General features: G+C 42.8%; 26 protein-coding genes and 5 pseudogenes. 17 read left to right on the top strand and 14 right to left on the bottom strand.

The annotated features are described in order from the left end of the window. Nucleotides 1-84 precede the first annotated feature (84 nt). Both MiSe_RS39580 and MiSe_RS54200 read right to left on the bottom strand, forming a co-directional pair. Nucleotides 85-363: a hypothetical protein gene (locus MiSe_RS39580; RefSeq protein WP_226591066.1), complete on the bottom strand. Its 279-nt coding sequence runs from the start codon at nucleotides 361-363 to the stop codon at nucleotides 85-87. A gap of 179 nt (nucleotides 364-542) precedes the next feature. Next, nucleotides 543-1924, bottom strand: a pseudogene (locus MiSe_RS54200) (group II intron reverse transcriptase); the annotation flags it as partial. A gap of 76 nt (nucleotides 1925-2000) precedes the next feature. Between MiSe_RS54200 and MiSe_RS39590 the strand changes: the two are divergent. Continuing rightward, nucleotides 2001-2891 carry a transposase family protein gene (locus MiSe_RS39590; protein WP_226591069.1) on the top strand — a complete coding sequence of 297 codons (891 nt, stop codon included), beginning with the start codon at nucleotides 2001-2003 and terminating at the stop codon, nucleotides 2889-2891. A gap of 172 nt (nucleotides 2892-3063) precedes the next feature. On the opposite strand, the pseudogene MiSe_RS39595 reads toward MiSe_RS39590, so the two are convergent. Then, nucleotides 3064-3566 (bottom strand): annotated as a pseudogene (locus MiSe_RS39595) (reverse transcriptase N-terminal domain-containing protein); the annotation flags it as partial. A gap of 574 nt (nucleotides 3567-4140) precedes the next feature. On the opposite strand from MiSe_RS39595, the pseudogene MiSe_RS39600 reads away from it, so the two are divergent. Beyond that, a pseudogene (locus MiSe_RS39600) lies at nucleotides 4141-5387 on the top strand (RNA-guided endonuclease InsQ/TnpB family protein). Between the two features lie 315 nt (nucleotides 5388-5702). Here MiSe_RS39600 and MiSe_RS54205 read toward each other — a convergent pair. Then, a pseudogene (locus tag MiSe_RS54205) lies at nucleotides 5703-6284 on the bottom strand (RNA-guided endonuclease InsQ/TnpB family protein); the annotation flags it as partial. Nucleotides 6285-6346: 62 nt separating this feature from the next. Here MiSe_RS54205 and MiSe_RS39615 point away from each other — a divergent pair. Beyond that, the gene (locus MiSe_RS39615) at nucleotides 6347-6514 is read left to right on the top strand and encodes a ribbon-helix-helix protein, CopG family (protein WP_226591077.1); all 168 of its coding nucleotides are present in this window, start codon (nucleotides 6347-6349) and stop codon (nucleotides 6512-6514) included. A gap of 202 nt (nucleotides 6515-6716) precedes the next feature. On the opposite strand, the gene MiSe_RS39620 is transcribed toward MiSe_RS39615, so the two are convergent. The 3 genes from MiSe_RS39620 to MiSe_RS39630 all read right to left on the bottom strand — a co-directional run bounded on the left by MiSe_RS39620 (nucleotide 6717) and on the right by MiSe_RS39630 (nucleotide 7608). Then, the gene (locus tag MiSe_RS39620; protein WP_226591078.1) at nucleotides 6717-7076 is read right to left on the bottom strand and encodes a hypothetical protein; all 360 of its coding nucleotides are present in this window, start codon (nucleotides 7074-7076) and stop codon (nucleotides 6717-6719) included. Nucleotides 7077-7215: 139 nt separating this feature from the next. Beyond that, on the bottom strand, nucleotides 7216-7416 hold the full coding sequence (locus tag MiSe_RS39625) for a hypothetical protein (protein ID WP_226591081.1): 201 nt from the start codon (nucleotides 7414-7416) through the stop codon (nucleotides 7216-7218). Between the two features lie 54 nt (nucleotides 7417-7470). After that, on the bottom strand, nucleotides 7471-7608 hold the full coding sequence (locus MiSe_RS39630) for a hypothetical protein (protein WP_226591084.1): 138 nt from the start codon (nucleotides 7606-7608) through the stop codon (nucleotides 7471-7473). A 608-nt stretch (nucleotides 7609-8216) separates the two neighbouring features. Here MiSe_RS39630 and MiSe_RS39635 point away from each other — a divergent pair. The 3 genes from MiSe_RS39635 (at nucleotide 8217) to MiSe_RS39645 (ending at nucleotide 11291) form a co-directional block, all read left to right on the top strand. Then, nucleotides 8217-9338 (top strand): radical SAM protein, encoded by a 1122-nt coding sequence (locus tag MiSe_RS39635; RefSeq protein ID WP_226591086.1) that lies wholly within the window; start codon nucleotides 8217-8219, stop codon nucleotides 9336-9338. 122 nt (nucleotides 9339-9460) lie between these two features. Beyond that, nucleotides 9461-10252: a WecB/TagA/CpsF family glycosyltransferase gene (locus MiSe_RS39640; protein WP_226591089.1), complete on the top strand. Its 792-nt coding sequence runs from the start codon at nucleotides 9461-9463 to the stop codon at nucleotides 10250-10252. An 82-nt stretch (nucleotides 10253-10334) separates the two neighbouring features. Continuing rightward, a complete protein-coding gene (locus MiSe_RS39645; protein ID WP_226591091.1) occupies nucleotides 10335-11291 on the top strand; it encodes a polysaccharide deacetylase family protein in 957 nt (318 codons plus the stop codon). Nucleotides 11292-11346: 55 nt separating this feature from the next. On the opposite strand, the gene MiSe_RS39650 is transcribed toward MiSe_RS39645, so the two are convergent. From MiSe_RS39650 to MiSe_RS39660, 3 genes are all read right to left on the bottom strand, one after another. Continuing rightward, nucleotides 11347-11622 carry a hypothetical protein gene (locus tag MiSe_RS39650; RefSeq protein WP_226591094.1) on the bottom strand — a complete coding sequence of 92 codons (276 nt, stop codon included), beginning with the start codon at nucleotides 11620-11622 and terminating at the stop codon, nucleotides 11347-11349. Nucleotides 11623-11713: 91 nt separating this feature from the next. After that, the gene (locus MiSe_RS39655) at nucleotides 11714-11911 is read right to left on the bottom strand and encodes a ribbon-helix-helix domain-containing protein (protein ID WP_226591098.1); all 198 of its coding nucleotides are present in this window, start codon (nucleotides 11909-11911) and stop codon (nucleotides 11714-11716) included. A 94-nt stretch (nucleotides 11912-12005) separates the two neighbouring features. Next, nucleotides 12006-12212 (bottom strand): ribbon-helix-helix domain-containing protein, encoded by a 207-nt coding sequence (locus MiSe_RS39660; RefSeq protein WP_226591100.1) that lies wholly within the window; start codon nucleotides 12210-12212, stop codon nucleotides 12006-12008. Nucleotides 12213-12708: 496 nt separating this feature from the next. Here MiSe_RS39660 and MiSe_RS39665 point away from each other — a divergent pair, with 496 nt between their 5' ends. From MiSe_RS39665 to MiSe_RS39685, 5 genes are all read left to right on the top strand, one after another. Continuing rightward, nucleotides 12709-12939, top strand: a complete 231-nt coding sequence (locus tag MiSe_RS39665; RefSeq protein ID WP_226591102.1) for a hypothetical protein — start codon at nucleotides 12709-12711, stop codon at nucleotides 12937-12939. Nucleotides 12940-13149: 210 nt separating this feature from the next. Further along, nucleotides 13150-13347: a type II toxin-antitoxin system HicA family toxin gene (locus tag MiSe_RS39670; RefSeq protein ID WP_226591104.1), complete on the top strand. Its 198-nt coding sequence runs from the start codon at nucleotides 13150-13152 to the stop codon at nucleotides 13345-13347. Further along, nucleotides 13313-13693, top strand: coding sequence for a type II toxin-antitoxin system HicB family antitoxin (locus MiSe_RS39675; RefSeq protein WP_226591106.1), 381 nt, complete (start codon nucleotides 13313-13315; stop codon nucleotides 13691-13693). Before MiSe_RS39670 ends, MiSe_RS39675 begins: the two co-directional genes overlap by 35 nt. A gap of 33 nt (nucleotides 13694-13726) precedes the next feature. Further along, nucleotides 13727-13939 carry a type II toxin-antitoxin system HicA family toxin gene (locus tag MiSe_RS39680; RefSeq protein WP_226591108.1) on the top strand — a complete coding sequence of 71 codons (213 nt, stop codon included), beginning with the start codon at nucleotides 13727-13729 and terminating at the stop codon, nucleotides 13937-13939. Next, a complete protein-coding gene (locus MiSe_RS39685; protein ID WP_226591109.1) occupies nucleotides 13932-14153 on the top strand; it encodes a type II toxin-antitoxin system HicB family antitoxin in 222 nt (73 codons plus the stop codon). Before MiSe_RS39680 ends, MiSe_RS39685 begins: the two co-directional genes overlap by 8 nt. Nucleotides 14154-14320: 167 nt before the next feature. Here MiSe_RS39685 and MiSe_RS39690 read toward each other — a convergent pair whose 3' ends face one another. The 4 genes from MiSe_RS39690 to MiSe_RS51515 all read right to left on the bottom strand — a co-directional run bounded on the left by MiSe_RS39690 (nucleotide 14321) and on the right by MiSe_RS51515 (nucleotide 15596). Continuing rightward, nucleotides 14321-14680 (bottom strand): hypothetical protein, encoded by a 360-nt coding sequence (locus MiSe_RS39690; protein ID WP_226591111.1) that lies wholly within the window; start codon nucleotides 14678-14680, stop codon nucleotides 14321-14323. Between the two features lie 62 nt (nucleotides 14681-14742). After that, a complete protein-coding gene (locus MiSe_RS39695; protein WP_226591113.1) occupies nucleotides 14743-15108 on the bottom strand; it encodes a hypothetical protein in 366 nt (121 codons plus the stop codon). 100 nt (nucleotides 15109-15208) lie between these two features. Next, nucleotides 15209-15364 (bottom strand): addiction module protein, encoded by a 156-nt coding sequence (locus MiSe_RS39700; RefSeq protein ID WP_226591116.1) that lies wholly within the window; start codon nucleotides 15362-15364, stop codon nucleotides 15209-15211. A 100-nt stretch (nucleotides 15365-15464) separates the two neighbouring features. Beyond that, a complete protein-coding gene (locus MiSe_RS51515) occupies nucleotides 15465-15596 on the bottom strand; it encodes a hypothetical protein (RefSeq protein WP_264196856.1) in 132 nt (43 codons plus the stop codon). A gap of 183 nt (nucleotides 15597-15779) precedes the next feature. Here MiSe_RS51515 and MiSe_RS39705 point away from each other — a divergent pair, with 183 nt between their 5' ends. The 6 genes and pseudogenes from MiSe_RS39705 to MiSe_RS39725 form a co-directional block, all read left to right on the top strand. Beyond that, nucleotides 15780-17489, top strand: coding sequence for an AAA family ATPase (locus MiSe_RS39705; RefSeq protein WP_226591118.1), 1710 nt, complete (start codon nucleotides 15780-15782; stop codon nucleotides 17487-17489). Continuing rightward, nucleotides 17458-18501, top strand: a complete 1044-nt coding sequence (locus tag MiSe_RS39710; RefSeq protein ID WP_226591120.1) for a hypothetical protein — start codon at nucleotides 17458-17460, stop codon at nucleotides 18499-18501. The genes MiSe_RS39705 and MiSe_RS39710 overlap by 32 nt, the downstream gene beginning before the upstream one ends. After that, nucleotides 18498-18629, top strand: coding sequence for a hypothetical protein (locus tag MiSe_RS51520; protein ID WP_264196857.1), 132 nt, complete (start codon nucleotides 18498-18500; stop codon nucleotides 18627-18629). Before MiSe_RS39710 ends, MiSe_RS51520 begins: the two co-directional genes overlap by 4 nt. 23 nt (nucleotides 18630-18652) lie before the next feature. Continuing rightward, nucleotides 18653-18877 (top strand): type II toxin-antitoxin system HicB family antitoxin, encoded by a 225-nt coding sequence (locus MiSe_RS39715; RefSeq protein ID WP_226591123.1) that lies wholly within the window; start codon nucleotides 18653-18655, stop codon nucleotides 18875-18877. Further along, nucleotides 18870-19084 (top strand): annotated as a pseudogene (locus tag MiSe_RS54210) (type II toxin-antitoxin system HicA family toxin). The gene MiSe_RS39715 and the pseudogene MiSe_RS54210 overlap by 8 nt, the downstream one beginning before the upstream one ends. 174 nt (nucleotides 19085-19258) lie before the next feature. Then, the coding region (locus MiSe_RS39725; protein ID WP_226591125.1) for a hypothetical protein at nucleotides 19259-19507 on the top strand (249 nt) is incomplete at its 3' end.

Consider the following 19507-nt stretch of genomic DNA (forward strand, 5'->3'; position numbering starts at 1 on the left):
ACAGAGTTTCTATATCAAGGCAAGATAATTTGAGAAATCTTGGCAAACTGCGGCGACGGCTCTCAAACTGAATTGGGTAAGGCATTAAGGTCGCCCCAAGGTAATGCTAACTTGTTTTTGAGATTGCAACAGATATATCAAAACTTTTAGAGTCAGATCTTCGGTGTTTTTTAGTTGCTGTTGCCGATGAATTTGGTAAAATTGAGGAAACATTTTCAACTGATGGGGCTTGTTGACAAGAATGACCCCATCTTTTTTTACCGCGAGTTGCCTCAAGAAAGCGATCGCTCTGGCTTTTGACGGGGTTGTCACCCCGTCAGCTGTAATATACACGTCTTCTATTACCCTTTGCTTTACGAACATGCTCTTTTCCCCTCGCTATGGGCGAGTTTAGGTTAGTTGTTCACCTGGGAGTCAGTTGCCCTGAACTCCAGCCAACTGGGTTGGCAATTCCATCAGCGCGTACCACGGCGCACAGTTTCCCTTCACACGGCTCCTCAGTGATACGGTGTTTGTCAGACATACCTCTTCGTCCATTCCTCTTAGTATGTGAGCATATCGAAGCGTTTTCTTTGCTCTGGTGTCATGGGCTCTCCTTTTACCCCTTTCCTCCATACCTCATTATCATCAATTTGGTTTTTTGTCAGAGGTTTTGGTTTTTTCGAGGCAGACTTAGGCTCGGTACTGTTGCCACCATATTTTGTGCCGCTACTGCTATCTGTGGCAGTTTTTGTATCGTGGCAGTGTCGGTGAATTAGTTGCCAATTTTTGTATTTATCCTTTCCACCTTTCGATTTAGGGATGATATGGTCTAGCTCGATTACATCTCCATCTTTGAAGTATTGTCCGCAGTAGGCGCATTTCCCTTTTTGCTGTTTTAGCAACGATGCTGTTCGCTTTGGCATCTGGGGATTTTTGCCCATTCTTGTACTCCAGTAAACCTTTGGGTCCTATAGTGACGCAACGCCAGTAACTTTCACATAGTCAAAGATTTTGGTGGCTCTATGTTTAAGTAACCGGATAAGATTTTTCCCATCCCTGGTTGCGAAGACCCAGTTATCACCGCCAATTGTTTTCCAGTATTTTTGGCGCCACATTTTGCCTTTGTTTCTATGGCGGTGTTTTGCCCAAGATTCAAGTCTGGTGTAGATTTGGGCATCCATTTTTGAAAATGCCCCTTTACTACTGACCATTGAGTAGTAATTTGCCCATCCTCTAATCATAGGGTTTAGTTTATCTATCAGCCTCTTTTGTCAGGTTCCTTTATGGGCTATTACTATCTCTTTTATATGTTCGTAGTGTCTGCACTTTTCTTGGCTTGGGGTGATGATGGTTTTGAAACCTAATGCTTTCTGTTGTTTTTTCCTGTTGTGTATTTGACAACATGAAATTGTTGAATGTGATATCCCAAGAAGTCGAATCCTGGTTTCTCACTTTCATGTTTGTTAAGAGTGTGCGCTAATCGAGTTTTACTTGGCTTCAATTCCCAGCCTATGTCTAGTAACCATTCAGAGATTATCTCCCTACATCCTTGGACTACGGTTAAGTCTTTGTGGAGAATTACAAAGTCGTCGGCATAGCGTATTATTTGGACTGCATCACGTTTATCCCTTTTTGGAAGTTGATATCTTCCATCTGACCTTTTCAGGTCGCAGGTTTCCACGTAGTCTTTTATCCGCCATTCCATCCCGTGTCGGGCAATGTTTGCCAATAGTGGGGAAATGACCCCACCTTGGGGTGTACCAAGGGATGTCTCGAAGTACTGCATATTATCCATTACTCCCGCTTTTAACCAAGCTCGAATTTGTCTTCGGATGGTTGGGAATGTGTTTAGCTTGTTGAGCAGTGCTTCGTGGTCAATGCGGTCAAAGCATTTTGCAATATCGGCGTCCAGCACATATTTAGCTTTACTTTGAATTGCATTAGACCTCTCCAACAAACAAATGCTCCGGCGATCGCTTAAGGTAAAATATAGTTTTACCTCGCCAAAAATGAGCCGAATGAGAGAATTTATAGAAAAGCACCCATGGGAAGCCCAAAGGTTAGTGGGACTAGATTACGAACAACTAATGGAGTTAATCAGTCAAGCAGAAAGATTACACAATCAGAAACAAGTTGCACTAGAAGAGAAAAAAACTAGAATAATCAAAGCTGGAGGGGGTCGGCAGGCAAAGTTAAGCCGACAAGATCAGATTCTCCTGACGCTAGTATATCTGCATCACTTACCAACATTCCAAATGTTAGGAGTTCAATTTGGAGTAAGTGAATCAGCAGCCCATTATATATTTCACTACTGGCTGGGAATATTAAGAGAACTGCTGCCAGCGTCCCTAGTAGAACAAGTCAAAAAAACCGCCTCAGAATGGGAATGGGTTGAAGAACTATTAAGCAAGTTTGAGTTAATAGTAGATAGCTGTGAGCAGCCCCGTGAAAGACCAAAGTCGTATCAAGATCCAAAGAAGTATTACTCATGTAAAAAGAAAAAGCATACATTTAAAAACCAAGTAATAGTGATGCCTACAGGCAAAGAGATAGTTGATGTAGTAGTAGGAAAACCAGGGGCAACCAGGGATATAAAAATTTGGCGTTCCCGACGGACACAGTTAAGTGAGACTCAGAAGTTTCAAGGAGATAAAGCCTATGTGGGAGAACCAGCAATTGATACACCTCATAAGAAAACTAGAAGTAAAGGAATCACAATCGCACAAAAACAGGAAAATCAAAAGAAGGCGAAAAAAAGAGTGGTGGTAGAGCATCTAATTAGGCTGGTGAAAACCTTTCGGATAGCCGCCGAAAGATTTCGATTAAATTCCGCAACTTATGAACCAGTAATTCTGGTCGTATGCGGATTGCTCAGATGGCGGATAAAAGCGAGAGTTTTAAATAGTTAAAATCTCTAAAAGTTGTTAGCAAATCTGAAATAATATCACCGAAAAAATCTGCTCTATTTTGACTGCAACACTGTCAAAGCCCTATGTAACCGTTGGTTTTTGACTGCCTGCCCCCCGGGCAGGCAGTCAAAAACCAATATTAGAGAGGCTTTGACAGTTTTTGGAGAGGTCTATTAAATATTGCTTTTATCGCATCTTGACATGACCTTCCTGGTCTAAACCCGTATGTGTTAGGTTCAAATTTCGCTTCCCATTCTGGCTCTAGTGCTAGTTTGACAAGCGCCTGCAATGCGCGGTCTTTGATGGTAGGTATCCCTCAAGGTCGCTTCTCTTCCGTCCCAGGTTTAGGAATCCATACTCGCCTGGTTGGGCTGACCTTAGAACCCAGTTTTATAGAACCTATTAGGGCAAGAAGTTGCTTTGGGGTCAGGCTTTTTATCCCATCCACACCAGCCGTCTTTTTCCCTTGGTTATCCTGGGATATTCTACGAACCGCTAATGCCCTTGCTGACCAAGATTTCATCAACGTATGAGTGGAGTCTGCGTAAAGCTTTCACATCACCACGTTGAGAGGCAAGGGTAGATTCTCTTTTGCAGCTTATAAACCTTACGCTCTAGCTTTCGCCAGTTCATCTGGTTCGATTCCACCGTAGTCTTTAAACTCGTTTTAGACATTTGTACTCGCTACTTGAGACTCTATCTGACAAATCACCGTGAGTCTGTCTGCATATCTCTGGTATTACCCAGAGCTTTCGCTTCTGACTCAATCTTTCCTGCCCGTAGCATACGGTTAGCACCTACTCAGGGAATCGACCACCACCAGAGCAGCGAGAGGTTATCTCGTTCCGAATGACCATACTACGTACGTTTAGAGTGACACTTTTCGCCGGGTTTATGGGAAATGCATGTTGGTCAACTCGAGTCTTGCCAACTCCCTATCCTTTGCCTTTTTGGCTCCAGCGCATTAAGCCTTATAGGATAGTTCGCTCTAACCCCGCGTCAAAAGACCGGGGTAACCGCGCGAGACTTTAGTCTGGCGAATCTTTCTGGATTAATCGATCTCTGAAGCGAGCTATCAAGCTACGAATCAATTCTGATTTAGTCATATTTCGCCTAAGATCCTCCTGTTCTAATTGCAACATCTCGTATTGAGTTAATCTAACTTCGAGTTTAAGATTTCTCATTAACTGTCCTGACACACGTCAATACATATAGTAGAATAGACATAAAACATTGAGAGGTCGATTCAATGCTGGTCTTAGAGTACAAAGTTAAAGCACGTGCGATTCAATATCAGGCAATTGAGGAGGCTATTCGGAAAACTCAATTTGTCAGGAACAAGTGCATTCGTTACTGGATGGATGCACCCAAAGAAGCTAAAATCAATGGTTTTGCTCTAAATAAGTACTCGACAGAACTACGCAACGAATTCTCGTTTGTTAAAGACCTAAACTCAATGGCGGTGCAAGCTGCTGCTGAGCGTGGATGGTTGGCAATTTCCAGGTTCTATGATAATTGCAAGGCCAAAAAACCGGGTAAAAAAGGATTTCCGCGCTTCCAGAAAGATAACGGCAAGGGTTGAGTATAAGACCAGCGGATGGAAGCTGCATCCAACCAGGCGACGGATTACCATTACCGACAAAAAAGGTATTGGCGAGTTAAAGCTGTTGGGCAAGTGGGACATTCATACTTACCCAGTCAAGTCAATTAAACGGGTCAGGTTGGTGCGTCGCGAGTCGTGGCTACTATTGTCAATTTGCTATTGACATTGAAGCTAAAGAGCAACTAGAGCCAACCGGAAATTTAATCGGGTTGGATGTAGGGCTTGAGTTTTTCTACACTGATTCCAATGGATACCGAGAAGAAAATCCGCGCTTTTTGAGAAAGGCTGAGCAGTCAATTAAACACGCTCAACGTCGCATCTACAAGAAGGAAAAAGGTAAAAACGGACGCCGCAAAGCAAGGCGGAGATTTGCTAAGAAACACCTAAGAGTAACTAGGCAGCGGAATGAACACGCCAAGAGACTGGCGCGTAACGTATGCAAGTCTAACGACAAGCGTGGCCTATGAAGACTTGGTTGTTCGCAATATGGTCAAGAACCACTGTCTAGCTAAATCAATTAGTGATGCTGGATGGTCACAATTTAGACAATGGATTGAGTATAATGCTGGCAAATTTGACAGAAAAGCTGTTGCTGTCAAACCACACTATACAAGCCAAAAGTGTAGTAATTGTGGTACTGTTGTCAAAAAATCTCTATCAACTCGCACGCATATTTGTAAATGCGGATGCAGGTGTGATAGAGACGAAAACGCGGCGATAAATATTTTAAATCGAGCAAAAGCAAGCTAGGGATGGGCAGTCCCGAAGTAACGCGCTCCGGACTTGAAACCTCTACTCTACTTGGGGAAACCCTGGTTGAGCAAGTTTCGAGGTCGAGTACAGAATCCCCGTGTCAAAAGACCGGGGAGTGTCAATTCGCTGGTTTGCCGTAACGACGATTCGGACCTGTCTTCCAGCTGTTGCTTTACTCATGGGTACTTTGCTCGATGCTTACTGGATTAGGCTTCCAGTACTTACACCTTTTCATCCCGCTTTACGGATTGATGACTATTCGCTACCTTTGGGATGATGCTTTCACCACTGCATCTGTGGGGTAGGATTTGAGGTTTCTAGGATACTTTCTCTCACCTACATGGTCATTCAGTTGTCAAGGTTCAGATGAGTTTTTGTGAACTCTCTTTTATCCTTGCCTGTCATCCTTGGGCTGTTCTAGGATTTTTAGCCCATTTCGACACAACGAGTCCCACCTCCAATCCCACATCCAAACCAATTGCTTTGTCAGTTGGTTGAACCTCCTCAAAACATTCAACATCAACGACAAATTGACAGTAGTAACCACGACTCGCGTCGCACTAATCTGACGCGCTTAATTGATTTAACCGGGTAAGTATGAATGTCCCACTTTCCCAAAAGTTTTAACTCACCAATACCTTTTTTATCGGTAATGGTAATCCGCCGCTTAGTTTTATTTAGCGACCATCCACTGGTCTTATATTCAACTCTTGCGGTTATTTTTTTGGAATCGAGGGAATCCTTTCTTGCCCGGTTGCTTAGCTTTACAGTTTTCGTAAAACCGAGAAATTGCCGCCCATCCTCCCTCGGCAGATGCTTGCACTGCCATCGAGTTTAACTCTTTAACCAACTAGAATTCTTCCCCTAGTTTCGTCGATTACTTATTCAAAGCGAACCCATTGAGCTTCGCCTCTTTGGGAGCGTCCATCCAGTAGCGGGTGCATTTATTTCGCACGAATTGTACGGTGCGAATTACTTCATCAATCGCTTTATACTGATATGGCAAAGCGCTTGACTTTGTACTCAAGAACTAGCACGTCTGACCTCCATCACTATGTTTTAGTGTACTATAGCTGGGGTCATTTAGCCGGACAAAATTATGAAAAATTTAAGATTGGACGTTAAGCTTTCTGAATATCAGATGTGCCAGCTAGCTGAAGAAGCAGCTAGGCGCGGCATGACTAAATCTGAGTTGATCCGCAGCTTGATCGCAAGGTTGCCTGAACCTTTGCCTCAGAAAAATTTGCGGTCACCCCGGCTCTATTGACACGGGGTTAGAGCGAGCTATCCTATAAGCGCTCCCATGACCGATCGTTTGCTTTTTGGTTTGAGAGCGATCGCTTTGAATAAAACCGCGAAGACGTGATAGACGCTTTCTGCGGCGCACCCGTTGGGTAGAACGCGAAGGAAGAGACCAGAGGTGCGATCGCGTCTACTCCCAACCGGTTAAGAAACTCGCACCCATTTATTTAGTAGCTGCTTCTGAGACTAGCTCCCTCAATTTTAATATGTGGTCTAAGTTCCACTTGTACCTTAGTTTTAATTTCTTGATTTTTAGGTGCTACTGAAAAAGCCAACTTTCCCTTTTCTGCCTCAATAATTTCAAGAGCTTCGACCATTTCAAAAGTCAAGCTAAATAGAGCAAAATTAGAACTTTTTAGGTCAATCTGAACTGACTCCTGAATTACATCCATACCAAACCGAAGGCTGATACCCGAAGAGTCTGTGACTTCATAACACCAGTAACCATCGGCCCGATTAGCAATGATTGGCTCGGCGTAAAACAATTCCAGCATTGCCAGTTCATCAAACTTTTCGCGGAGTTTCATAGGACAGATCGGCGCAACGAGTTTATATTCCGAGCATAGCGCTTTCGAATTGTTCAATTGTCATAGTTTTTCAGCTGGCAAGCGTGAACTAACCCGAGCGTAACTGAGGGTGAGTTATAAGGTGTTTGGCATGCGATCGCTAAATCTGTATCTCACCAGGAACAAAGATTACCTCAAATTTCCCACTGGGTACAGTTCGCTGCAAAAATCTCGCACAATCATCTGCATCTTGCCGATTGCGAAAACGGGAGATGATGCAATATTTAGCCTCGGGTAAAAATAACGCGATCGCCCACATATGACCATTGCTACTACAACAGCGGTCTTGATTGGAATTCATAGGACTTGTTGATGTTGCTTTGGTATGTTATGCCAACAATAAAAAATCTGCTCCCTATAGGTCAAAAATTTTACTCATAAAAATCTGAGTATTAATTGTATCTAGGTCTAACTCGTCCAGGTCGTCGGGGGAGAGATTTACCACCTCGCGGATGCGGTTGAGCATGTGTTCGCGTCTGAGGAGGCGCGGCACCCAGGAGGGGCGAGCGCTAAAATCTGCTCCCCAGTTGCGCTCAATCGTGGCGTACCCAGTGCCGGTGATTTTGGCAACTTCTTAGCATTGCGACGCGAAAGATCCGGCGGCGTTGTTAAAGCGATGTGGTAATTTTTACCCACGGCAAGCCTAGCGTGGGCCCGAATCCCTTCTATCTTCCAAGACCCTATTGTTCTTTTTACTACATATTGCTATAAGTATTTTTTAGCGATAAATACCACCTTTACAAAATTTTCATGCACACTTCATCAAAGCTTCATAAATTAATATAAACTTGTATTAAAAAATCAAAAAAATCAACTCTGTTTTAGATCGCTAACCTACAATTACATCAAGTAAATATACACAGGGTCAGTAAAATTACGGAGTTAACCAAGCTTCAAAGACTGAAGCGATAAGCTGTATTTGGTTTAATTTGCCACTAGAAAACCGAGTAGGAAGACAAAGAGGACAGTGTTTTGACAGGTTCGCTTGACTAATTGTCTCTAAAGGACAATAACCAATTAACTCGATGGTTCCTCAAACGGTTGCTATTGAAATAGAAAGCCATTGATACTGATTGTTTTTTTAAGGAAAGGGTATAACCTATGCATTTAAAAACGCTGGTGAATGCGGCAACAAAGTACGGGACTCACAGCATATCCGAGATGCTGTACTTAAAAACGGGTTATGACATGACAAAGCCCCATCCTATCCAGGGTATTCAGGGCATGGTTAACGAGCGCTGTAACTACAAATGTCGATACTGTAACTTTTGGCAGCAAAAAGAGTACGTTGAGGAAATGACAATTGAGCAGTGGCAAGCTGCATTGCTGAGCTTGAAGCAATTTATCGGGTTTTTCTCAATCCAGTTTGTTGGCGGCGAACCTTTCATCAAAAAAGGGTTTGTGGACTTGCTCGAATTTTGCTACAAAGAAGACATTAACTGGGGTGCGATTACAAACGGATCGGCGTTCAATCATCAGACTGCTAAGAAAGTAGTTGCAGCACGACCGCTCAACATTGATATATCAGTCGATGGTTCGAAGGCAGAAATTCACGACTATGTCCGAGGCGTACCCGGTTCGTTAGATAAGATTACTCAGGGAATTGGTTTTCTACGAGAAGAGAGTGAACGGCTAGGTTTAAAGTTCCCAATTCGGATTCAAGCGACAGTTCACGTACTGAATTTCCGCAATTTGCCAAGATTGGTTGAGTGGTCGCAACAAGTAGGCGCGACTACCATTGAGTTCCATACTGTTTCCCCTTGGACAAAGGAAGTTGACACGGAGCTTTGGATTCGCGATCAAGCTGATATTTCAGCACTGCGGGAAACTGTTGAGACGCTAATTGCAATGAAAAAAGACGGGATGCCGATCGAGACCAGTGAAGAAAAACTGCGCTCTTTTCCAGATCATTTTCTGGGAAAAATAGTAAGACATGGTGTTTCCCCTTGTCGCGTGGGACTGCGAGACTACCATATTATGCCCAACGGTGACGTGAGCATGTGCTGGTTTTACCCAAGCATTGGCAATGTCAAAACCCACAGTGCTAGAGATATTTGGTACGGCGATAAAGCCAAACAACTTCGCGCCCAAATGGTAACCTGTAGCAAGTTTGGCACAGTTTCTTGTGCTAACTCTTGTCTGAGTCACAGGACGCTTATGCAGCAAGTAAAGCGGGGTTTATTACTGATTCGTCGGGTAGGTTTAACCTTGGGCAGTTCGTGAATGGTCAGGCAGCATTATCAGTGAGAAGCATAACTAATAGCTTCTCTCATCATAAAATGCTGTCAAATCATCCCGAAGCGAAAACCGTATCTTTGAATAAAGAGGTCTTTTGAGGTAAGTTGATGAAGAATCAATTTGTGAGGAAAAGAGTAAATATTCTCAACACGGAGATTGATAATTTATCGATGACAGAACTTTTGGAAAACCTCGAATTCGGTATGGTTTTTACACCCAACGTCGATCACATAATTAAACTGCGAGAAGATCGAGAATTCCGCGCAGCGTACAATTCCGCTACTTACGTAGTTTGTGATGGTCAAATACTCCTATATTCATCTTGGTTCTTAGGTACACCGTTGACAGAAAAAATTTCTGGTTCTGATTTTTTCCCAGCTTTTTATAACTACCATAAACAGAATGAAGAAATCAAGATATTTTTGCTAGGCGCTGGGGCAGGAGTCGCTCAAAAGGCTCAAACAAAAATCAATCAAAAAGTAGGAAGAGAAATAGTAGTAGGCGCTTATTCTCCTTCTTATGGGTTTGAGAAAAATGAATCAGAATGTTGGCAAATAATTGAAATAATTCAGAGTTCCGGGGCGACGGTACTGGCGATTGGAGTTGGTGCCCCAAAGCAAGAAAAGTGGATTTATAAGTATAGAGAAAAACTCACGAACATCAAAATATTTCTGGCGATTGGTGGAACGCTTGATTTTGAAGCGGGTAATCTGCGTAGATCGCCTAGATGGATGAGTAATGTAGGATTAGAATGGTTATTCCGTCTAATTTTAGAACCCAGAAGATTGTGGAAAAGATATCTGGTAGATGATCTGCCTTTCTTTTGGTTAATTTTAAAGCAGAAGCTCGAGAATTTACAGAGTTGCTCAAAGGATGGTCAGGGATACAAAATTAATTGAAAAAAAAATGTTATAAATAAGAATATTAAAGAATGTTTTTGTTGATATAAAGTAATTTTTGGATAAAAAAAGGGGCAGTTTTATGTCAAAAAACGCAATAAGTTTTGAAGAGAACGCTTGTTTGAGCGACGAGGTAACACAAGCAAAAGCAATTTTCAATCCGCCGAAACTAACGGATAAGTATGCTGTGCTTTCAATGGATGTTGAAGATTGGTATCATACCGGATACTTGCGCGACAAAGCTTGCGATCGCAGCTATTCAATGCTAGATGGCTTAGACCGATTTATTCAAATTCTAAGCGATCGCGGAATTCATGCACAGCTTTTCGTGCTTGGAGAAGTACTGAAAGCCTATCCGACTAAATTCCAAGAACTACAAAAACTAGGTCACAAACTTGCATCTCACGGTTGGAGCCATCATCAACCATTAAATATGAGTATAAGTGAATTCAGCAACGAGTTACAGCTTTGTCAGAGAACACACGAAGATATTTTGGGTAAACCTCTATATGGATACCGTGCGCCTTGTTTTAGCATGGATATGGAAAGGTTAAATACTCTGATTAAACTTGGTTTTCAATACGACTCAAGTAGCATTCAACGCTTGCATCATCAGCCGTTAAGCTTAACAGGGTTTACAGCTATTTCTAAAAACATTTTTCAATCGCGAGCTTTTTTTGAATTTCAACTGGCAAATTTTTCAGCTAATATCTTCAAATGGCCTACTTCTGGAGGTGGTGCTATGCGAATTATGCCCTGGGAAATCACTCAAAACGCTCTGAAAATGCAATTGAAGAGTCTAGATATATACTCGCTGTATATTCATCCTATCGATATTTCTACTAAAGCTAACCCGCCATTTCCGCCGACAAGTTGGCTGCATAAATTCCGCTTTAATCAAGGGAGATTTAGTATGGGAGAACGATTAATTTCTCTGATTTCAAATCTTCAGCAACATGGATATAAATTTACAACCTACTCAAAACTCAGATCTACTTTATTGTCAGACAATCTCAGGACTTACGCACGACGATATTAGAAAAACCGACTTCTGACTGCACGCTTGAGGTGGATCTGGATGATTATCTCTAATCTTAGGAATGCGATCGGATTTTAGCAGCGGGTGGTGCGATCGCCAGAGCCACTAATTCTCTTGTTTCGTCTATAGTCAGCTTTGGTTGTGTCCAGAGGATTTCCCATTGCTCCCCCGATCCTACGATCTCCATATCATTATCTAATCCTGGTCGTCCCAAAGCTTTAATCATCAACCTCGCCAATATACATTGACTGGCAACTTCAGTCATCACGACTCTGGTCATCACCTCGTCGGTGCCGTCGATTGGTTCTTGGTCTATCGATGCGATCTTCATAGACTTTTTGATGCTCTACCCTATAAGGGTAAAACTCTGTAGCTGACAACGCAGTAATAATCGCTACTGAGTCGCGATCGCCCCCTTGAATTCAAGATGCCCCCTCCTGCTGGGGTTTCTGTTCTGGTTCCACAGGATGTTTACCTGTTCCGGTGTACGCTGCTTGAGCTAGCATTGTCGCCGCCATATTACTAATCGTGCGATTTTCTTCTTGGGCTCGATGAGCAATTATCTCGTAAACTTCTGGGTCTACGTAGGTCGTGATGCGCTTGAGGTGCTTAGCAGGCAAGTTTTTTATCTCAATTATTTCAAACAGTTTGGCAGTTCAGCACGGATAGCCAGTGGTAGCGAAAGCAAGGCTTGAGGCTCAACTCCGGTTGGATTCATTCTTTTGCCTCATACTGGCGTTTCTGTTCTTCGCTTTGCTGTTGCTGTACGGACTGAACAACTAGGTATTCCACAAGGTTAGCCACTGTCCTTAGCTCTCGGTCAGCGCGTTCTACCAGATACTTGTATATCTCTTCGGAAAAATAAACTGTCACGCGGGGTCTAGCCACAGCAGAATTGCACGATGTTGCGTTTATCTCCACAAGTTTACCTTGATCCTCTCATGCCGAGCATATTACCTCATATACTCCTATTGCGGTATTTGACGCAAAAAGCTACTATTGCATTAGCAACCAAAAACCAAACCCCCACCGTTTCTGACGTCAATCACGACACGGTAGGGGGTAGCTGCTGTGTCATAAAAGCTGTACACATCTGTACAAGTCTGATTGTTTTGAGGAGGTCTTGCTCTTTCGGGCAAGACCTCCAGGGCATATTCTGCCATCGTGATTTCTCAGTTATGTTTGCAAGGACAATGATTTAAGTAGCTCTGTTAGGAAGGCAGCACTATAGCTATAAACCCGTTCGCTAATTCCTTAACCACCTTCGACAGAGCTACAAGCTGGCGTTCACTTGTAGGTGTCATGACTCAAAAATCGTAGCTTTCGCGAAGGGAAGCACGCTCCGACTTATTACAGATATAAGATCTGTATAGGTTTTTCGGAGCGGTTTGGACTCACATATTTCAGGTGAATCTCTATGATATCAACTCCGAAGTCGGTTCCGGAACTGTTGCGGGAAAGCATTCTCGATCTACCGGGTAAACACCCTATCCGCTTGCTTGCTTGCGGCGTTCCTAAAGGGGTAGAAAACGTGGTTAATCAACTGTACGTAGTGCGTTTTGCACAGGTGAGTGAATGGAGTCCGCCTTTACCTTCACCTGTTAAGGGTGAGGTGAAGAGGATTTTGACTCGCTATTGGGTGGAGTAACGAACAAGAGCGATCGCACGTTCTCTGGTGAATGCGATCGCTCTTACCAATACTTTTTGATTGGTGCGATGCCTAACACAAGGGCTATCGCCTAAGCGCACCCATACAAAGTTGCTATGATTCTATTGCAGAATAGGCAAATTAAAAAAATTAATAGAGCAATTCCTCAATCAACCACCGGAAGTGCGGTTTGAGGAAGTGCGATAGATTTTGGAAGCTTTTGGCTTTGAAGAAAAAAGGTCTAAGGGTAGCCATCATATTTTTCGAGACTCAGGAGGTAGAAAAATTACTGTACCCAAAAAAAGCGGACAGAAAGTTAAAGGAGTTTACGTCCAGCAAATCGTTGAGCTATTGAACTTGGAAGAATGGAGCGATGAAGACACTGAATCAGAAGAACCAGCAGAGTGAGAAACGATCGCTGGAATATTATTTGAATCTTCAGTATCCAGTCACGCTTTACCCAGAAGCAGAAGGGGGATATGTGGCTCAGATTAAAGACTTGCCTGGATGTTTAACTCAAGGTGAAACTCTGGATGAAACAATTGCCAACATTAATGAAGCACGAGAGTTGTGGATTGAAACGGCTTATGAATCTGGAGACGAGATTCCTTTACCCAGTGGGGAAGTCACCTATAGCGGTAAGCTACTGTTGCGAATGCCTAAATCTCTACATCGTCGTTTAGCCCAGCAAGCTGAACGGGAAAATGTAAGCTTGAATCAATACATCGTGTTTCTGTTGAGTAAGGTTAGCTAATAAATTAAACTCGTAACATAGCAATGACTTGTAATGCCCAAAAAAATTCGCGAACTGAAACAAATGCTGCGTCAAGCTGGTTTTAGCGAACTGCCAGGGAAAGGAAGTCACACCAACTGGGTACATCCACTGTATGCTGGCAAGCTGACGATTTCGGGAAAAGATGGAGCAGACGCAAAACCTTATCAAGAAAAAGACGTTAAAAAAGCAATTGAAGAAATTGAAAGGAACGAAGAAGATGAATAAACTGAAGTATCCAATGGTGATTCAATGGTCTGACGAAGATGATTGTTTCTTAGTGGGTTTTCCTGATTTTCCCGGACAACCTTGGCGGACTCATGGCGATACTTATGAATTGGCAGTCAAAAATGGGATTGAAGCTTTAGAGTCTCTGATTATCGCCTACGAAGCAGCGGGAGAGCCGCTTCCAGAAGCAACAACAGTTTGTCATAGGGCGTGAGGTAAGTGTGCGATCGCGCACTTACTTTATGGTAAGGCAGTTGTGGGGAAGCGATCGCTTTGAATAAAACCGCGTTAGCGAAGCGATAGCGAATTATACGCGAAGGAAGAGAACAGAGGAGCGATCGCTTCTACTCCCAACGGTTTAAGAAACTCCCACGCATTTATTTAGTAGCTGCTTTTGAGAGTAGCTCCCTCGATTTTAATTTGTGGTCTAAGTTCCACTTGTACCTGAGTTTTAATTTCTTGATTTTTAGGCGCTACTGCAAAAGCAAACTTTCCTTTGTCTGCATCAATAATTTCAATGGCTTCAACCATTTCAAAAGACAAGGTAACTACAGATAAATTGGAAATTTTTAGGTCAATCTGAACTGACTCCTGAATTACATCCATACCAAACCGAAGGCTGATACCCGAAGAGTCTGTGACTTCATAACACCAGTAACCATCGGCCCGATTAGCAATAACTGGCTCGGCGTAAAACAATTCCAGCATTGCCAGTTCATCAAACTTTTCCCGGAGTTTCATAGGGCAGTGTAGCGCAACGAGTTGATATTCCGAGCATAGCGCTAAATATGCAAATGCTTACGTCATCCGCCGTAAAGTTCTGCACTCACAAATCTACGACTACCATCTGGCATAACTTCCCAAGAGCTTTTCACTTTAGCAAATTTTCCCGACGCACCCGCAAGAAACGACTCCCGAACCTCAATTTCTGACTCTCCTATTGTCCCACTCTTATCTATAAAAGTCTTGGTGAATTGCTCAACAACATTGTTGCGAGTTTGAATCGCTTGCTGAAGATGCTCTCTGACTAATTCCCTATCTTCTGGAGTATCCCACAAACCCAACCGCTTCATTTGCTGTGCATTTTGGGCAGCACGTGGAGTATTGTGGAAGTCTGGCGCTATGTTTTTGTTGAATAAATAATCGAGCTTCCTCTCTGGGATGTCCATGTCGGGTGAATCGCTCTTGATTCAATGGTTGATTTGATATGCCAACCATAAAAAAACTGCGCCGTCCAGGTCAAGGAAAATACTGATAAAATTATGAGTATTAATTTATAGAAGCGCGAAATCGCTGAAATACTTCTTGGGCAGGAATGCCAGTAACTCGATCGTTATCGATTGCGCGATCGCGCAGTTCAGCTTCCTGGGTCCAAATACTTGCAACTTCTGGATCAATTTCACCAGTTTGTCCTAAATAACGCAAGTTGCTAGTTATCTTTTTAGGGCTGAAGACAGGTTAATGGCTAATAGCTAATGGCTGGTAGAACCGAAAAATATTCCCATCAGCAATTAGCAATTAGCGATTAGCCATTTACCAACCCACGATAGTTATAACTAGCAACTTGAGTTAAATATCCCAAAAGTCGAGCTAATAATGCTGCTAGAGAGTCCTTTGGAAGCGCAAGAATTGCGGCTTCGAGTTGCTCAAGTGTCATAGTTTTCCAGCTTGCAGGCGTCAACTACCTTGATCGTACTGAGGGAGAGGGCTAAGGTGTTTGGGATGCGAACGCGAGTGCGTGCGGTCGGCATATCGCACTGTAGTTGTTTTGGGAGCGATCGCCTTTTAGCCTGTAAGCCTCCTCTGCGCGTGTGAGATAATTTGATTTGAACGGCTCGCGATGCTGATTCAAGGCTGCGGAGGATACGAAACTATGCTGCGTGAATACCAGCTAACCAATTTCAAAGCATTCCCTGGGCCGGAAACTATTCCAATTCGACCCATCACCCTCATCTATGGGCCAAACTCTTCAGGTAAGAGTTCAATACTGCAATCGCTGATACTGCTGAAACAAACCCTCCAAGAGGCAGAAAACCCAGAAACCCTTTTGCTCCCCAAAGGTAATCTCGTTAACCTGGGTAGCTATCGTGAATTTATCCATCGCCACGATGTCAGCAAAGCATTCTCGTTCAAGGTACTTCTGGAAGTTGGCAAGCAGGAAACACCCAAATCATTTGGAAACCTTGTTTCTGACAACATGATGCAAATTTCATTTTTAGGGTTGCGCGTCACCTTCAGCTACAATCAGGAGACATCAAATATAGTTTTTTCTTCACTAGATCTATTCGTTAATAATGATTCATACCCTGTTGCTATTTATAAACCTGAAAGGCGAGAGAGCCTGGATCTGGATATTGCTCCTGTTTCTTCTTTGGAGACAAGACTAAAGCATGATTGGATAAACTACGATCACAGCTTGTGGCAGCTTTGGTGGAACAAGTATAACTGGTGGGTTTCTTTGCGTGCAGAAGAGGTTGTAAAGAAAAATTTTAAAGCTTTAAAACTTAATAGAAACAATCAAGGATGGGAAACAAGGCTCCCACAAGAATTATCAAAATGGCAGCAATACTTCAAAAATGAAATAGAAAATAATGTTCAAAAATATTTTGAAAAAGATTTGGTTGAAGTCGAATCATTAATTAAACTTTGGGATCGCTTTAAGAACAACTATACATTCGAGCGAGCAAAGGAAGATTTGACAAATTTAATTAAAGAACAAATTCTATCTTGTAAAAGTTTTCTGCCTATTAAGTTCATCGCTCAAAATATAGAACAGGCTGCGGGTGCGGAAATCAGGAATTTTTCAGATATATACGAACAATGTAACATACTCAATTTAACCCAAATCGCCCTATCTGCTAGCGAGATGTTTCGACATTGCCTAGAGAGCTTAATTTACATTGGCCCCCTGCGGGAGTACCCTGAAAGACTTTACGTTTTAAGCGGTAACTCAAGCCAACAAGTAGGAAAATCTGGAAAGATGGTATCGGATATCCTGTTTAGGAATCCTGAGCTTCTTAAACAGGTGAACGAGCAACTTGAACGCTTCGGATTGGGATATGAACTAAAGGTTGCCTCATACACTAACAAAGAAACATCTGAACTTAGTGACGTTTTTGCCCTGCGCTTAGTTGACAAATACACTGGTGTTAACGTCAGCCTTCTAGATGTGGGATTTGGCATCAGCCAAGTGCTGCCGATAGTTGTCCAAAGTATGCTTTCACGCAACACAACTCTGCTGATTGAGCAACCAGAGATACATATCCACCCACGCTTACAAGCCGAACTCGGATCTTTACTCGCCGAGTGTATAAAGTCTCCTTTAAATAATCAGTTTATTATTGAAACTCATAGCGAACATCTGATGCTAAGGCTGCAAAAATTAATCCGCAAAGGAGAGTTAAATCCAGATGATGTATCGGTTATTTATGTTGATCGAGGTTTAGAAGGGTCGAAGTGTTTGCACTTAAGGCTTGATGAAGAAGGCGACTTCATTGATGAGTGGCCTGGTGGATTCTTTGAAGAAGACTTCAACGAGATTTTCCAGTAAAATGTTGGGACGAACTATCCTGTTGCCATCTGTCTTAAGGACAAATTATGAGAGCCAAGCTGCTGACTACAGTATGGTTATCAGACTGCTTCAGGATATAGAAAATAATGGTGTAGTGCTTGTAGATGATACAAACTGTATTAGAGCATCTCTGCTTCAAGATATCCCCAAGTGGCCTCCAAAGTTCAGAAAGAAAGCTGAGGTAGTTCTGAAGTCACTTAAGAAAAAAAATCGCTTTGTTGAAGTGTCTTTAAAGGAGGAAGTTACGGCTACCTGCAAGAATAAACCATGCCAGAAATGTATTAGAATAGCTAAAATTTACTCACCAGCAGCTATTCTAGCTAGTCAGGATTGCATCGAGTGCGCCAAAGCACAGTTAAAAGCGGTTTCTAGCGTCGAAGTTGTCGATGTAGCTGAATATTGCTTATCTGATTTTTTTGAATCTCACCTTAAACTGAGCGATCGCACTCTTAATAAGGGTGAATGGAAGCAGGATAAATTCGAGCAGGAAATTCTAATTCCTCTGTTTAGAGATGCTAAGCATATAAAAATCTACGATCGCTGGATCGGTCGCTCAGTTTCAAATCAACGCAATCCAGGACAGATTTCAGACAACTACAAACTTACAATAGAGTGGATTATCGACGTTTTCCTTCAGAAGTCACGCTGGGGAGTAGACGGCATTTTTGAGGTGTATAGTGGCTTGGATACCCGGAATAACAAAGCCAACGTTCCTACTTTTGTTACAGAACTCCGTAAGTTTGAGTGTGATATTAAGCAATCGTTGCCTAACTTTAAATTAACCATAAAAGAGGAAACCAAGACAAATCAGATGCCTCATGAACGATATTTAATCACCAATCAAGTAGCTGTATCTATCGATCGTGGCTTTGACTTGCTTTTAGACAATAGAAAGATTCCGCATCCACGTCGCGTGCGGGATGTTACAGTCGCGTACTGTTCAGAACCAGGCAAAATCGAACAAGCTGTGCGGAGTATGCCAGATTTATGAGCAGAGGCGATCGCGCGATCGCTCTGTGTCGCACCCAAATTGATTCTATACCTTGCACCACCGACCCACAGGAATTCGTTACTGCTATGGTTGAAATAACAGGCAGCGATCGCGCCTCGCAATCATGAAATAAAATCAGGAGCAACGAAGCATGTTTTATAAAGTTAACGTCGTGATTGAAAAAGACGAAGATGGCTATTATGCCTATTGTCCTGGATTAGAAGGCTGTCAAACTCAAGGAGATTCGTTGGAGGAAGTGAGTGCCAATATTCAGGAAGCTGTTGAACTTTATCTAGAAACCTTATCCACTGAGGAAAAACAAGCGCTTTTGAGCAAAGAAATCTTGACGATGACTTTAGAGGTGCAAGTTGCCTAAACTACCGCGAATGACCGCACAGGATGCAGAAAAAACCTGTTATTCGATGCTGGTTTTGCCTTAATCAGGAGTAAGGGCAGTCACCGAATCTATTTTAAAGAAAACATTAGGGTTATAGTTCCTTACCATTCTGGCAAGATATTGCATCCCAAAATAGTCATATCATGTCCGCGAGAGATCGGTAGTGTATCGATGGCTAATTGCTAATAGCTAATTGCCAATTGCCTGACAGCAGCCATTAGCGATTAGCTATTAGCAGTTACACAACCGTTGCTTAAGGACGTGATATCAAACAACTTCTCAAAGCCATTGAAATTACTGAAGAATAATTGGTGCTAGTAGTCTAGGGGCAAAAATTGACAACTTTAAGAAACCCGGTTTTTGCCACAATACCTGCGCCAAAATCCGGCACCCTCGAAGGGTGCGGCTATACAAACAAAGCCCGCCTGCGCGGGCTGGGAAAGGATTTGGGCCCAGGTCGGTGGGCTTGGTTTGTGTAGCCACACCCTAAAGGGTGTGGGCGTTTCAGACAATTGGCGAAGGTATTATTCAAAAAACCGGGTTTCTGAGAAACTTAATACCGATCTTCCTCTTCGTATTCGGGTGCTTTGGTTTTCTCCGGAATATTCA

This window comes from Microseira wollei NIES-4236 (assembly GCF_020521235.1).
Taxonomy (GTDB): Bacteria; Cyanobacteriota; Cyanobacteriia; order Cyanobacteriales; family Aerosakkonemataceae; genus Microseira; species Microseira wollei.

Coding starts and splice junctions, on each gene's coding strand:
- MiSe_RS39580 (WP_226591066.1), bottom strand. CDS start 363: ATGTTCGTAAAGCAAAGGGTAATAGAAGACGTGTATATTACAGCTGAC.
- MiSe_RS39590 (WP_226591069.1), top strand. CDS start 2,001: ATGAGAGAATTTATAGAAAAGCACCCATGGGAAGCCCAAAGGTTAGTG.
- MiSe_RS39615 (WP_226591077.1), top strand. CDS start 6,347: ATGAAAAATTTAAGATTGGACGTTAAGCTTTCTGAATATCAGATGTGC.
- MiSe_RS39620 (WP_226591078.1), bottom strand. CDS start 7,076: ATGAAACTCCGCGAAAAGTTTGATGAACTGGCAATGCTGGAATTGTTT.
- MiSe_RS39625 (WP_226591081.1), bottom strand. CDS start 7,416: ATGAATTCCAATCAAGACCGCTGTTGTAGTAGCAATGGTCATATGTGG.
- MiSe_RS39635 (WP_226591086.1), top strand. CDS start 8,217: ATGCATTTAAAAACGCTGGTGAATGCGGCAACAAAGTACGGGACTCAC.
- MiSe_RS39640 (WP_226591089.1), top strand. CDS start 9,461: ATGAAGAATCAATTTGTGAGGAAAAGAGTAAATATTCTCAACACGGAG.
- MiSe_RS39645 (WP_226591091.1), top strand. CDS start 10,335: ATGTCAAAAAACGCAATAAGTTTTGAAGAGAACGCTTGTTTGAGCGAC.
- MiSe_RS39650 (WP_226591094.1), bottom strand. CDS start 11,622: ATGAAGATCGCATCGATAGACCAAGAACCAATCGACGGCACCGACGAG.
- MiSe_RS39665 (WP_226591102.1), top strand. CDS start 12,709: ATGATATCAACTCCGAAGTCGGTTCCGGAACTGTTGCGGGAAAGCATT.
- MiSe_RS39675 (WP_226591106.1), top strand. CDS start 13,313: ATGAAGACACTGAATCAGAAGAACCAGCAGAGTGAGAAACGATCGCTG.
- MiSe_RS39680 (WP_226591108.1), top strand. CDS start 13,727: ATGCCCAAAAAAATTCGCGAACTGAAACAAATGCTGCGTCAAGCTGGT.
- MiSe_RS39685 (WP_226591109.1), top strand. CDS start 13,932: ATGAATAAACTGAAGTATCCAATGGTGATTCAATGGTCTGACGAAGAT.
- MiSe_RS39690 (WP_226591111.1), bottom strand. CDS start 14,680: ATGAAACTCCGGGAAAAGTTTGATGAACTGGCAATGCTGGAATTGTTT.
- MiSe_RS39695 (WP_226591113.1), bottom strand. CDS start 15,108: ATGGACATCCCAGAGAGGAAGCTCGATTATTTATTCAACAAAAACATA.
- MiSe_RS51515 (WP_264196856.1), bottom strand. CDS start 15,596: ATGACACTTGAGCAACTCGAAGCCGCAATTCTTGCGCTTCCAAAGGAC.
- MiSe_RS39705 (WP_226591118.1), top strand. CDS start 15,780: ATGCTGATTCAAGGCTGCGGAGGATACGAAACTATGCTGCGTGAATAC.
- MiSe_RS51520 (WP_264196857.1), top strand. CDS start 18,498: ATGAGCAGAGGCGATCGCGCGATCGCTCTGTGTCGCACCCAAATTGAT.
- MiSe_RS39715 (WP_226591123.1), top strand. CDS start 18,653: ATGTTTTATAAAGTTAACGTCGTGATTGAAAAAGACGAAGATGGCTAT.